The organism is uncultured Lactobacillus sp., assembly GCF_948948975.1.
GTDB lineage: Bacteria > Bacillota > Bacilli > Lactobacillales > Lactobacillaceae > Lactobacillus.
The window spans coordinates 1-12,817 of record NZ_CARBVX010000032.1 but is presented as its reverse complement, the minus strand read 5'-3'; the positions used below and the strand labels follow the sequence as shown (position 1 = coordinate 12,817).

Here is a 12,817-nt window from a genome sequence, read left to right as displayed (position 1 = left end):
GGCCTATCCATCCCATGACTAAAGTCACGGGATTTCCGGCTAGGCGTCATTAAAAAATGGTGTTCCTAAGGGAATGTTTAAGAATAAATCGATTCGTTTATTTAAATCTCAAATCCATCATGAATTAGAAAATAAAAAAAGTCGTTCAAGGATGATTGAAATTGAGAAAGCACTTGATGCCGCTAATCAAAAATTAACTAACGGATTAACAAATGATGTAACTATTCAACAAAAAAATTACTTACAGCAAATTGCTAATGCTTTACCGGATTATAAAGACAAAAGAAAATGGCGTTCTTCAAATCATAGTGTTGATTTTAAGGAAGCTAAGCAACTAACGGATCAATTAGTTAATAGTTTATTGCAAACAAGCCTAAATAATGAGTATTTAGAATATATAAATCTCTTAAAAGCCAAAGATGCAATTAATCGTAAAAAATATGGTCAAAAAATTAAAGATACGGTTAATCCAGCAGATAAAAAATTAAGAGAGTATCTTGCTAATCGAGTTTATGATTTACTAAGGGATAACGAGGAACAATATCAGAAGAGTAGTAGAAATAAAAAAGGAGACTTAATGGCACAAATTAAGTCACAAGGTCTCACTGAAAATAAGAAATTATTAAATTTAGAAAAGGAAAGATTGAGGAAACTTGATCCAAAGTCAAAAGAAGCCAAAAGGTTAAAAATGCAAATTGGTTTAAGGAAGTACTACATTCGGCAGATTAATTTAGATGCACAAAAAGAAAGTTTAGATATGCGGATTGTTCAATTGCAAGGCGCACCATCAACGGACCTAAATCAATTTTTCCTCCATTCTTTAAATGAACAAAAAGAACTAATTCAATTAAGAAAGTTACCTCGTTATCGTTTAACCCAAAACCCAAAATTAATGCAACGGTTTAATGTGTTAAAAAATCGTTACATGGATGTAAATAAAGTTCCAATTAATCTGGTGACTACAAAATCAGTTTTAGCTAGGAAGAAGCAACTAGCTGCGGAAATTGCAATGATTCAAAGCAATACAGATGATCCATCAATTTCTTTAGTAATTCCTAATCCTAATAGCGATTATCGAATAATGAACGCAACTGCCTATTACAAGAACTTAGAAGATATTTTAGATGCAAAATTACAAATTCATAAAAATAATCAAGCATATCAAAATGATTTAGCTAGACGCAATGAACTCAACCGGCCACTTTTCGCTGACCTTAAGAAAAAATATGAGTTTGCTCAAAACAGTGAATTAATTGATACTGAGTTGGAACATCAATTGACTTATATTAATAATAATCAAAAGAAATACCAAAAAAATTCAAAGCATCAAGAAATAATTAACAATAATTTGAGTCGGCTTTTAGGTCAAATTAATCAAGATGGTCGAAAACGAGTTCTTGCGTTAAGAAAGCATCTAAATGATGAAGATGATATTGAAAAAGAAGATCGTGAATTAGAACGAGAAGAAATTTATGAACGATAGATAATATTGCTGGCGAAATTTGCTCCCCTAAAAAATATCAGTTTACTAAATAATAGATTAATCTTTTAGGGAGACTGAATTATGTATAATGAATATGATATTGGGCTAATTACTAACTTAACCAGTAACGTTGCAAGGGGCGTTATTATAGGTACTAATGAACCATTTGAGATAAAAATGCGAGAAGAAGTTAAACAATCATTAAGCCGGTACATGGTTGTAGCAATTAATTTGGACCATACTGACTTTATTTATCAGAAATAACAATTGTAATATCTATGAGGTAGATGAATATACAAGGATTTAGTACATATAGGCTAAAATAAAGAAAAAGTAAACAACCTAAGATTAGTTCAGAACAAAATTATTTTATTCTGAACAGTCTTAGGTTGTTTTTAATTTCAAATTATATAATTCATGTATATTACATCATTCTTCAAACAGATCAGCTAATCTAGTAACTAATAATGGATTGCGTTCTGTTAAACATTTAACTTCGTCTAGATTAACTTAAAATCCAATTTAAAGAAAGTATCATAATTTACTTTTGATCTTAAATAAACTGTAGTATGACCATAGTTACCACCATTAACTTTAAAATCATGCCAACTGATTTCAGAGTTCGGTCTTTCTTCTAATTTATAATTTTTTGAGCAATTTTCACAATTAATTACATAATAATCTTGTTGCCATGATTCGTCTCTAGCAGGATGAGAGTACAAAGCACTACAATATAATATTTCTCCTTTACCGCACGGGCACACCGCTCTATAAATGCTATGAGAATCTAAGTCATCATTTGAATAATCAATTTGTGGAAAATACTTTTTAAGGTATTTAGATTCGTCCATATTATCACCTCTATAATTATTATATCTAAAAATAATACGAAAATTTATAACGTAGTTCTTTCAGAAAAATTTTCATAAAATATTTTTTAATTAGAAAAAAGCTAATAACTAATTAAAAGGAGCTATTAGCTTATGAAACATAGAGAAGAAATATCAGTTACAGTCGCTTTACTTACTAATATTTTGAGCGAATTTTTAGTAAAATTTATTTCTGATAGTAATTTTTCGTTAATAATCATAATTATTCCGATAACAGTTTTGCTGTGTTTTTTATTACGTCAATAATACACTTCTGAAAAGTGTACACGATTATGTACAAATATAGAGTTGGCTGATATAATATAAATAGAGGTGATATATCATGATACAAGCAGTTACAACTAAGGATTTTAGAAAATCTTTCAAAAAATATGCTGATGATGTGGCAAATTATAACGAAGCAATTATTGTTGCTCGTCCAGAACAAAAGAATGTTGTTGTAATATCAGAAAAAGAATATAACTCTTGGCAAGAGACTAACTATCTCTTAAAGAGCAAAGCAAATCAGGAAGCTTTAGCGCACTCTATTAATCAGCTAGATGATTCCACTAAGCATCATTTTTTAACTCCTGAAGAATTTGAGAGGATGGCAGCTGATGACCAAGCTTAATATTGATTTTACACATGATGCTTGGGAAGAATATCTAGATTGGAAAAAGAATGATAAAAAAATGGTAAAACGAATAGATAAAATTATTAGTGATACTATTCGTCACCCGTTTACTGGTATTGGTAAACCTGAACCATTGCAACATAATTTATCTGGCTTCTGGTCTCGTAAACTTAATAGTGAACATCGAATGGTATATGGAGTGACGAGTAAAGAAATACAAATAGTTCAACTTAAATACCATTATGATAAGTAGATACAAGCTTAAAGCTAATCTGAATGATTGGCTTTTTTCTTTTGGCGAAAGTTGTGTGAAAAGCATCTTAGATTAGATTTGAAAAACGATTTAAATCTTTAAGTCAAGAAAGGAAAATTATAATGGAAATTTGGGTTGATCATTATTATGCAGATCATTTAAAGGAGGGTGTAATGCTATACGCTCCATATATTCAAAGTGGCGCATATGATATAGAAGAAGTACAAAAAATTAATGATATTGCAGATAGATTAGTTGGATTGCAGTTTTTGTTTGAAGATGCCTATAGAGAACGTACTGGAGAAGAATTGGATGTAGACTTGCCTGATCAAATTAAGCGATTAACAGATTTGCTGATTTTTACCACTACCGATAATAAGCAAATTTTTATACCTGCAAAAAGAAATTTTGCTATTAATTCCGAATCAATGTTAAAGCTTATTAATTATATGATGAAGGAAGAGCTCTCGGTTGACTTTAATGAAGGATATCAGTACGGCTTTATTGATCTTTATGGTGCTCGAGAAGATCGTTGTGGTAAGGACTATAAAAAATATGGAAAACTGGTACAAAAATTAGCTGGATCGAATTTAACGAAACTTAATAGTGGAATTGAAAGCATGGTTGATGATGCAATTGAGCTTTCAAAACAGCCTTAGAAATGGCTCTGTCAAATTTGGACGAGGTGAATGGAAAAATAAAGTCAGCTTAACGGCTGGCTTTTTCTTTTGGCGTAAGATTGATTTTTCGTTATCTCAGTTACTTTGAATGCAAAAAGTAACTGAGGTGGAAAACATGACTGAATCTAAAAGTCAGCGTAAAACAGTACTTAATATGTATGAACTTGGTGAGGTCTTAGCAAGGACAGAGCAAAAAGAAGACGATTATAAGGGTACTTACGTTGCCTTTGATAAAGAAAATGGTACTTACTTTGGTTTAGATAATCGTGATGGTAAATTAAAAGAACCGGTTGAATATCATAGCTATGAGGAAGCTAAACGCGCAATTGATAGTGGTGAAAATTTAAAAGCCTCTCTTGAATTAACAAGAGAGATTAGAGCACGAGATACATTGACTGCTAAAGCTAACCAGTTGTTGAATGTAACATTAAATGATCCTGAGAGTTTTGAACGAACAGTGAATCGAATGGGAGTACTCAGAGCTCACGGTAATAAATTCAATCAAAATGGCAATCAATTATTGTTAGCTAATCATCAGCTAGGGACGGTCTATGCACCTGCAAGTGAGTATCAAAAGGATAATTCGTTAAGTGAAATTAATTTTCAAAGGTTACACGGAATTAAGATATTTGTACCGAAAGTAAAAAAAGGAATAATCGAACTAAATCCGGCTACAGTTTATGCAGTCGAAGAAATTGGTCAAAAATATCCTGAACTGCTGAAAAATGCTTTAGCAATTGCACAGAAAAATAGTCGTTTCTTAAAACAGCCTGCTGCAGATCGGTTAAGACAGATAAATAAAGTGCTAGTATTAACAAATCAACGCCTAAATAATCCTAAGGCATCCATGTCGCTTCATATTGCCAGATATTTAACTACTTCTTCTGCTGGCTTAAAAGAAGAATTTAAACTTAGAAATGATGAGAAAGAATTATTTAGGCAACTACCAACTAGTGAACGGCAAAGAATCTTTAATGAAGCACAAAAATTAAGTCGTAAGTTGAATCTAAGAGTAAAAAGAGAATTTTTTAAAGAAAAAGAGCACAATCAGGACAAACAAATGAATAGATCTACAACTAAGTCACGTGAACGATAGTTGGCAAAAGATAAAATGAAGCAAGCCTGCTTATATAATGGAATTACACACAGCATATAAGGGGGCTTTTTAATGTCTGAAGATGAAATTAAACATCCTTTGGCAACTCTAATGAAGCAAAAGTATGGGGTTACTAAACAAAGCAGTTTGAGATTAAACTCTGATGATTCGCTATTTGTTGTTTTTCGAAAAATTGCGAACTATATTTATAAAAATGGAGAATGGAATGATCAAGATTATGCAGATGCCATTAAATCCTACTTGGAAAATACTGACAGAGGTAATACTGACAAAAGAGAAATTGCAAGCATAGTAAAAGATCCTGGTGGCCAACAAGTACTAAGAACAAATCGAAATACATATACAATCAATTATGAAGATAAAAATAGTAAAAAACTTTATTTCATTCTTGATCAAGATGATAAATCTTGGAGCCATCAAGGGGATAATTATTATAAAGTCTATGACCCCAATGTTACTTGGGTAATTGGAAATCAAAATTATACATTAGGGTATGGTAAGCTCCTTAACGATTTAATGCAGGAATGGCAGAGTACTAAGCAAGAGGTTCCGCTTGAGGAGTTTAAAGCTCAACTTTATCGATTAACGTCTCATAAATATGCTAAAAAGAGTTGGCAAACTCAGTTTCAAGAGACAGCTTTAGGTAATTTGAGCTATCAAGAATTTATGACCATGACAGAACCGATTGTCGAAAATGAGGAAGATTTATTAGGAAAAGGTCCTGAGGAATTAAAAAGAATCTCTAGATGTTTTAAAGCATCTGCTTTACAGAATAACGAGCAGCTTGCGAAACACTATTTAGGACGTAGGGTTCGTTTTAGGAGCTGGCAAACGGCTTATGAAGCAAATCAAATTAATCGTTTTATCAAAAATTACCTTGAAAAGACTTATAACATTGTGCGGCAACAACGCTACGAAAGAGATTTGGATAAACAAACTCATGCTAAATCTTGGGAAACTAAAAAGAATATTGATAAAGCCACCCAACAAATTATGGATAGAAGCAGTCTTCATCAATATTTTAGTAAGATTGAATTGGATAACGATGTTGATTTGAAAGCGTTTGGTTATTTTGAAGATGAAGTAAAGCGCTTGATGAGCCATATGCCATTAGCAAATGACAAAAATATTTTACGCTTACGTAAACTGGGGAATCATCGAGCGCTTGGTATGTATGTGCCCTCATTAGATACAATCGTTTTAGAATTTAGGAAGCAAAGCGAAGTACGTAAAGACTCAAACGGTGACATGGCTGGAATTAGCTCATTTATTCATGAGTATGGTCATTATCTTGATTATCGTTTAAGCAAGTGGCCTTTATCATTAGAAAATAATTTCAAACCACTGATTATGCAATATACAAAAAATTTAGCAAATTCCAATCTGTCTGATAGTAAAGTTGAATACTTAACTACGCCAACAGAAGTATTTGCACGAGGCTTTGAATTATGGTCCTATGAAAGTGCTAAGCTACGTGGAAACTTAATTGGCCGGGAAAAGGAATATAGTGCTGTTGAATATCAAGCTTTTGATAGTAGTTTAAGAGAACGATTGTTTAACTATTTTGATCAAATTCCACAGCTAAAGGAAGTAAAACCAGAACTGGCAATTGATACATCGCAATTTGAAAAAGTAAAGCCGTTAGAAACAAAAGAAGATTTAAATGATACTCATGCGCTTAAAGATTTATCGATTAAGGCTTTGCAGCGATGGACGGATAATCCAGAGAAGTTAGAACAATTGATTAGTGTTACGGGAAGTTCAATGCAAATGAATAATCCTAATCGCTTATTAGCATTAGATCAATTGCAATTGGAGAAACTGCCAGTAATGGTGCCAGCACGAGAACTTAAACGGTTGAAGGTAACGCCAGCGCAAGGGACTCATAAGGTGCGAGGATTTGTGCAGAAATTAAATAAACGTTGGATATCATCTGAAATGTATAGTTTGCCCGATTTATTAAAACAGACCAGTGATAACTTAGAATTAACAAAGCAATTAAAAGCATTAGATAAACCGCAAAAACAGTATAATCAAGAAAAAGTTACAAAACTTTTAGATCAAACTAGCCTGAAATTTAAGAATAGTGATAATACAATTACTAAAGCATTTAAGCGTGCTGAAAGATATATCTTGCTTGATTCATTAAGCAGACAGGTTAATCGACGGCCATTTCGCTTTACTAACGAGGAGCGTGAATTATTAAATAAAGGTGTTCCTGAGTTATTAAAAGTTATGTATTTACGAATAACTGAAGCAGCTAGTAAAGAAGAAAAGAATTTGCGGATGAAACTTCAACCAACAATATCTAAGAATATTAGTTTACCGCTTAACAGATCCAAGACAATTAAACGTTAAACAAGTATAATTAGGAAAAAAGAGTAGAGGAAGTTATATGATGAGTGATGAATTAGCTGAAGTAGAATACTTTCGTTACGGTGTGGCTCAGGTGAATCTAATTCCTAGTGGTCGGAAGGTTAAAGTGATTATCCCAGATGAGAAAGCTGATAATATTGAAGTTGGCGGAATTTATAGCATTAGTGATGATTATCAAACACTAGATTGCTAAGTAAAGATGATTATTCGATGCAACTTGTTAGAAGACGACAGTAATAGGCTGTCGTTTTTATTTTACGTTTTTCGATGATTTAATTTACGATTATGTAAACTGTGATAAAATATATTTAGTATTAAGGATGAGAGGTGAAGTTAACTTGAATAATTTTCAAAAGGCGATTTTTTTATTACAGAATATTGATAAGATTAAGCAACTTAATGGTAAGGGAATGACCCTTACTGAGTTCTCTAAAATAACTGATGTTTCACGGCCAACGTTGTATAAATACATTCAACATCCAGAAACAATGAGTAGTTCGTTTGTAAATAAAGCGGCCATGCTCTACGACAAGGTTGTTAAATTTCAAGATATTCTTGATACAGTTCAGCGTGAAGATGAACAATTTAAGACTACCAGGCAGGAATTGATTAAGCTTTTAGAGTCTAATGTAGCTAATATTGAAGTTACGGATTATACGAAAGCGATCGCAACAGTAATTATTAGTGACTTAAAAGAAGAAAATTCAAGTCTGCTAAAAGCGTTAAGTAAGCAACTACCATTTAAACCAAATTTAAATGATGATTTGTCAAAATAGTATTTACAAATTCGTAAATGGTGTTAAAATAAAATCGTAAATAATTTAATACAATGACTTTAAGAAGTTGGGGGATTATAGATTATGAATAGTAAAAAGAAAATTGTTACATTAGCAGGAGTTAGTTTGGTTGCTACTGCAGGAGTGGTTGCTTCAACAAATGAGGTGAAAGCTGATACAACTTCTAATAATGTTCAAACTGAAGTGAAGTCACAAACAGCTGACCAACAAGCACAAGCTAAGGTCGATCAAGCACAAAGTAATGTTAATTCAGCTAGTCAAGCCACTAGCACAGCCCAATCACAACTAGATAGTGCTAAGGCGGCTAACAGTGCAACACAAGCTGATGTTAACAGTCAACAAGCGATTGTTAATGATGCTCAAGCTAAAGTTGATGCTGCTACAAGTTCAGTAAGTACTGCGCAAGATGCTGAAACAAAGGCACAACAGAACGCGGATCAAGCTACGTCAGCTAATATTCAAAAGGCACAAGATGCTATTGCTAATCAAGAAGCTCAAATCAGTAAAGATACCGATGCTATCAATAACGCTAACAAAGCCGTTAGCGATGCACAAAGCACAGTTGATGTAGCGCAAAAGAAAGTCAATGATGCAACTACTACTCGTGATAATCAACAAAAGAATGTTGATGCTGCTAACGATGCAGTTAAGAATGCTCAAGCTATTCTTGATAACAGTGATCAGGCTAAAAAGCAAGCCCAAGATGCTTTGAACCAGGCTAACCAAAAAGTTGCTGATGCTACTACTGCTGTTAATAACAAGCAAACTGATGTTAACAATGCAGCAGAAGCTAAGAAGAATGCAGATAAGGCATTGAAGAACGCCAACGATGAGCAAGATTCTGCAAAAAAGAATAAGGATGCTAAGCAAGCAGTTGCTGATGAGGCAAGTGCAGCATTAGCTGATGCAAACGCTGCAGTAAAGGACGCTCAAGCTAAGGTAGATGCAATCAACGACAAGTTGGCAAGCTTCAATACTATTACTTTGCCTGCTGGATACAAAGATGACTTAATTGCATACTATAACTATTTTGGTAATAGTAACTATAATCAAGATGAAGCGAATAATTTAGCGCAAGATCTTCTTAAATATCGTGATCAGGCAATGAGCCAGAATAAATTTAAGGATAATTTAAGTGATGATCGAGTGGTAGATATTGACAATCTTAATTCAACAGATCGAGCAGAGCTTAGCCAATTTGTTGCTTCACTTATTAATCAAGTTCGGACACAAATGGGTACAAATCTTGTGATCTCATCTCCTGCAGCAGATGATTATGCAGAACAGGTATCACAAAATTATAATAAAGATAATTGGAATTCTGCAGATAACGGAAAGCATGATCAAAGTGCTCTCAATAATGCAACTGATCAACTTAATATAAGCTGGAACGGTGAAAATATGGGGCTGGATCAGTCAATTTTTACAACAGACTATACCGTATTGACTGTGACTGATGGAACCAAATTACCAACTGGAAATAAACAAACAATTAATGATCTCAAGCATTTGATTTATGATGATTTTATTTCAATGATGTTTGATGATGCAGATTCAGCTTGGGGTCACGCTACTAATTTTGCTGGAATTGATAACTTTGCAGCTGAAAAGCAAGCTGTTGGTTTTTCTTTAGATAAGTTCTACAATACACACTATGATTTAGTTGAAGCAAATCAAAAAGTTGAAGAAAATAGTTATACATTGCCTTCAATTAATGCACTAACACAAAAATTAGCTGATGCCAAAGACGATTTATCAATCAAGCAAACTGATCAAGCATCAAAGCAAAAGGCTAATGATGATGCTCAAAATGCTTTATCTTCGGCTAATCAAGTACTCGTAGCAGCTCAAAATGATGTTAAAGATAAGACAGCTACTGCTCAAAATGCTAATGACAACTTAACTGCAGCTCAAAAGGCTTTAGCTGCTCTGCAAAATCAATTAAGCGCTGATCAATCTAACCAAAAGCAAGCTAAAACTACTTTTGATTCGTTTGATGCTGACCTTGCAACAAAGCAAGCAAACCTTCAAAAGGCTACTGATAGTCTTAAAGCTGAACAAGGACGTTTAGCAATTGCTCAAGCTGATTTAGATAATGCTAATAAGGCTTTAAGTGATACTAATAACAATTTAGCTCAAAAGAAACAAGTAGTTGAAAATGATAAGGAAGCCCTTAAAGCTGATAATAATAAACTAGTTCAACTACAGAATAACCTTAGTGACTTACAAAACGCTCCTAAGTTATTAGCCGCTGCTAAGGAACAAGTTGCTACTGCTCAAAAGGCTTTAGCTGATGCACAAGAAGCTTACAATGTAGCTAATGATAAATTAACTAGCCTTAAGCAGACTGCTGTTGGCACCGCAACAAATGTTTCTAAGGCACAACAAGTTCTTGCAGAAGCAAAGAATAATGAAGATGCTGCTAAAGAAGCATTGAATCAAGCACAACAAGCATTAACTGAATTACGGCAAAAAGAAGCACTCGCTAAGCAGGTTGCTGAAGAACAAGCTAAATTAGCTGCTGAAAAGGAAGCTAAAGATAATGGCTACCATATTGAAAATAATCAGGTTGTTGATGCCAAAGGTAATAGTGTCAATGGCTGGACCGTTAAGGGCAACCAAATTGTTAGCCCAACTAATGCTACTGTAGATCCTGCTGTTTCTGTAACAACCAATGTCAGTGTTGATAGCAAGGGCCAAGTACAAACTAGTGTTACTACTAATGGTGTTAAGACTGTAGCTGCAACTGAATCAGCAAATCCAGTATCAATTGCTACTGTGCAAACTCGCGAACAATACAAGCAACAATTGAAGAGTAATAATCAATTGCCACAAACTGGTAATAATGATAATGCTGTTCTTTCCCTTGCTGGAGTAGCACTTGCTACGATGTTAAGCTTATTTGGTTTCAAGAAGCGTGAATACTAATAGTTTATAAAAGTCGTTTTATAGTAACGGCTTTTTTATTTTAAAATTTGATATATGGTATACTGAAACTAAAATTATATGAAGGGGTTTAATATGACTGCAGAAGTAGGGATCATTAACCAAAGAGGTATTGCTTTAGCAGCTGACAGTGCTATTACTATGGGCGGATCTAAAGTTATTAATAGTGCAACTAAAATTTTTACGTTGGATAGTGCTCATTATGTGGGAATTATGATTTTTGGAAATGCTGATATAATGGGAATACCATGGGAAGTTATTATAAAGTCATTTAGGGAATTTGTAGGTAATAAAACAAAGGGAACAGTTGGAGATTACGTTAAATCTTTTTTGGATTATATTTCTTCATTCAAGCCTTTGCGCTTGGAACAGTCCCAAATTCAATACGTAAATTGCTTTTCTTGGGAATTAATAAAATTAATTAAAAATCAATTGAAATCTAATAATGTTACTCTAATGTAGAAGACGCTATACAATATCTACTGCAGAACTATTTGCCACCAAAGGTTAGGATTCGCATTTCTCAAAAAAAATTTGAATCGAAATTTGGTCAATATATTAAGAATATGTATGAACAAAATTTTAATAGTATTGAACATTATAAAAATTATGCTGATCTCTTCTTAGAAGCAGTTTATAAATTTATAATTGCAGACTATTATTCTGAACAAAATACAGGAGTTGTTATTGCCGGTTATGGTACAAAAGAGTATTTTCCATCAATATACAGAATGAATATTGAGGGGCTAATTGAAGGACAGCTAAAATTTTCAGAACCCATAATATGGAATTCATCACCAATACAAAATGGAGGTAATTCGACTCCCAATATTATTCCATTTGCTCAAACTGATGTTATCTTTACATTACTTACAGGGATTTCTCCGGAATTAAACGAATTGCATGAGATGCAAATTGGGAAAATAGGGAGGGAGTTATCAGAATATAATGAGACGGCAGTTAATTCTTTAATCAAAAAATATAAACAACAATTTAATGATTATAAGCAAAAAGCATATATTGATCCAATTATTAATTTGTTAGAAGGGCTTTCTATAAAAGAGATGGGCGAAATGGCGGAAACTTTAATTAGCCTAACATCGTTTAAACGAAAATTTTCTAGTGATATAGGTACTGTTGGTGGACCAACTGATGTTTTAACTATTACTAGAGGAGAAGGGCCTATTTGGATGAAAAGGAAGAAATACTTTGATGGAGAAATGAATAAAGGATATGAGTTAAGGAGGAAATAGATAATGTTAAGAAAAATGACTTTATCGACGGGAACCCCTCAGACAATTCCAGAATTAGTTCAAAAATTACAGTGGGAACAAGAAGTAAATAGAGAGTTAGATAAAATAAATGATAAATATTTATCTAAAAATAAAATTATTAAAGCGTCTAAGACAATAGATAGAAAAGGATATGTTTAATAATTTTTATAGTAGGCTTATTGTTAGCTTATCTAATGTGTGCTTGCTATAAAAAAGATATTACTTTCGCTTGAGTTATTAGGAAAAGAAATAAAATGTAAAGGAGATATCGTTTGACTCTAATTTAGATAGAAAAATCTGTATTCCTTGTTAAGATGAGGAACACAGATTTTTTAGTTTAATGACGCCTAGCCGGAAATCCCGTGACTTTAGTCATGGGATGGATAGG

14 protein-coding genes are annotated in these 12,817 nt (G+C 33.0%); 13 read left to right on the top strand and 1 reads right to left on the bottom strand.

The features are described 5' to 3' along the window. Positions 1-73 precede the first annotated feature (73 nt). Positions 74-1,483, top strand: a complete 1,410-nt coding sequence (gene mobL / locus Q9R40_RS09215) for a relaxase MobL (protein WP_304677388.1) — start codon at positions 74-76, stop codon at positions 1,481-1,483. Positions 1,484-1,564: 81 nt separating this feature from the next. Beyond that, a complete protein-coding gene (locus tag Q9R40_RS09210) occupies positions 1,565-1,747 on the top strand; it encodes a hypothetical protein (protein WP_113897536.1) in 183 nt (60 codons plus the stop codon). Positions 1,748-1,983: 236 nt separating this feature from the next. Here the strand turns inward: Q9R40_RS09210 and Q9R40_RS09205 are convergent, their stop codons facing one another. After that, complete coding sequence (locus tag Q9R40_RS09205; protein ID WP_113897537.1) at positions 1,984-2,334, bottom strand: hypothetical protein; 351 nt, start codon at positions 2,332-2,334, stop codon at positions 1,984-1,986. Between the two features lie 361 nt (positions 2,335-2,695). Here Q9R40_RS09205 and Q9R40_RS09200 point away from each other — a divergent pair, with 361 nt between their 5' ends. The 11 genes from Q9R40_RS09200 to Q9R40_RS09150 all read left to right on the top strand — a co-directional run bounded on the left by Q9R40_RS09200 (position 2,696) and on the right by Q9R40_RS09150 (position 12,588). Continuing rightward, entirely contained in the window at positions 2,696-2,983 is a 288-nt protein-coding gene (locus Q9R40_RS09200) for a type II toxin-antitoxin system Phd/YefM family antitoxin (protein WP_113897538.1), read from the top strand. Continuing rightward, positions 2,970-3,239, top strand: coding sequence for a Txe/YoeB family addiction module toxin (locus Q9R40_RS09195; RefSeq protein WP_113897539.1), 270 nt, complete (start codon positions 2,970-2,972; stop codon positions 3,237-3,239). The genes Q9R40_RS09200 and Q9R40_RS09195 overlap by 14 nt, the downstream gene beginning before the upstream one ends. A 122-nt stretch (positions 3,240-3,361) precedes the next feature. Continuing rightward, positions 3,362-3,898 (top strand): hypothetical protein, encoded by a 537-nt coding sequence (locus Q9R40_RS09190; RefSeq protein WP_113897540.1) that lies wholly within the window; start codon positions 3,362-3,364, stop codon positions 3,896-3,898. Between the two features lie 136 nt (positions 3,899-4,034). After that, positions 4,035-5,015, top strand: a complete 981-nt coding sequence (locus Q9R40_RS09185; protein WP_113897541.1) for a hypothetical protein — start codon at positions 4,035-4,037, stop codon at positions 5,013-5,015. Positions 5,016-5,087: 72 nt separating this feature from the next. Then, positions 5,088-7,394, top strand: a complete 2,307-nt coding sequence (locus tag Q9R40_RS09180; RefSeq protein ID WP_153931460.1) for a hypothetical protein — start codon at positions 5,088-5,090, stop codon at positions 7,392-7,394. 37 nt (positions 7,395-7,431) lie between these two features. Further along, positions 7,432-7,605 (top strand): hypothetical protein, encoded by a 174-nt coding sequence (locus Q9R40_RS09175; RefSeq protein ID WP_153706031.1) that lies wholly within the window; start codon positions 7,432-7,434, stop codon positions 7,603-7,605. Positions 7,606-7,750: 145 nt separating this feature from the next. Then, a complete protein-coding gene (locus tag Q9R40_RS09170; protein WP_153931458.1) occupies positions 7,751-8,188 on the top strand; it encodes a hypothetical protein in 438 nt (145 codons plus the stop codon). 84 nt (positions 8,189-8,272) lie between these two features. Beyond that, positions 8,273-11,137: an SEC10/PgrA surface exclusion domain-containing protein gene (locus tag Q9R40_RS09165; RefSeq protein ID WP_304677385.1), complete on the top strand. Its 2,865-nt coding sequence runs from the start codon at positions 8,273-8,275 to the stop codon at positions 11,135-11,137. A gap of 93 nt (positions 11,138-11,230) precedes the next feature. Beyond that, positions 11,231-11,617: a hypothetical protein gene (locus Q9R40_RS09160; RefSeq protein WP_304677384.1), complete on the top strand. Its 387-nt coding sequence runs from the start codon at positions 11,231-11,233 to the stop codon at positions 11,615-11,617. A gap of 32 nt (positions 11,618-11,649) precedes the next feature. Then, the gene (locus tag Q9R40_RS09155) at positions 11,650-12,408 is read left to right on the top strand and encodes a hypothetical protein (protein ID WP_304677383.1); all 759 of its coding nucleotides are present in this window, start codon (positions 11,650-11,652) and stop codon (positions 12,406-12,408) included. Positions 12,409-12,411: 3 nt separating this feature from the next. Next, positions 12,412-12,588, top strand: coding sequence for a hypothetical protein (locus Q9R40_RS09150; RefSeq protein WP_153931507.1), 177 nt, complete (start codon positions 12,412-12,414; stop codon positions 12,586-12,588). Positions 12,589-12,817: the final 229 nt, after the last annotated feature.

What these genes read in the sequence shown, in the direction of transcription:
- Q9R40_RS09150 (WP_153931507.1), top strand. Translation starts at nt 12,412, where the DNA reads ATGTTAAGAAAAATGACTTTATCGACGGGAACCCCTCAGACAATTCCA.
- Q9R40_RS09200 (WP_113897538.1), top strand. Translation starts at nt 2,696, where the DNA reads ATGATACAAGCAGTTACAACTAAGGATTTTAGAAAATCTTTCAAAAAA.
- Q9R40_RS09160 (WP_304677384.1), top strand. Translation starts at nt 11,231, where the DNA reads ATGACTGCAGAAGTAGGGATCATTAACCAAAGAGGTATTGCTTTAGCA.
- Q9R40_RS09195 (WP_113897539.1), top strand. Translation starts at nt 2,970, where the DNA reads ATGACCAAGCTTAATATTGATTTTACACATGATGCTTGGGAAGAATAT.
- Q9R40_RS09210 (WP_113897536.1), top strand. Translation starts at nt 1,565, where the DNA reads ATGTATAATGAATATGATATTGGGCTAATTACTAACTTAACCAGTAAC.
- Q9R40_RS09205 (WP_113897537.1), bottom strand. Translation starts at nt 2,334, where the DNA reads ATGGACGAATCTAAATACCTTAAAAAGTATTTTCCACAAATTGATTAT.
- Q9R40_RS09175 (WP_153706031.1), top strand. Translation starts at nt 7,432, where the DNA reads ATGATGAGTGATGAATTAGCTGAAGTAGAATACTTTCGTTACGGTGTG.
- Q9R40_RS09180 (WP_153931460.1), top strand. Translation starts at nt 5,088, where the DNA reads ATGTCTGAAGATGAAATTAAACATCCTTTGGCAACTCTAATGAAGCAA.
- Q9R40_RS09185 (WP_113897541.1), top strand. Translation starts at nt 4,035, where the DNA reads ATGACTGAATCTAAAAGTCAGCGTAAAACAGTACTTAATATGTATGAA.
- Q9R40_RS09190 (WP_113897540.1), top strand. Translation starts at nt 3,362, where the DNA reads ATGGAAATTTGGGTTGATCATTATTATGCAGATCATTTAAAGGAGGGT.
- Q9R40_RS09165 (WP_304677385.1), top strand. Translation starts at nt 8,273, where the DNA reads ATGAATAGTAAAAAGAAAATTGTTACATTAGCAGGAGTTAGTTTGGTT.
- mobL (WP_304677388.1), top strand. Translation starts at nt 74, where the DNA reads ATGTTTAAGAATAAATCGATTCGTTTATTTAAATCTCAAATCCATCAT.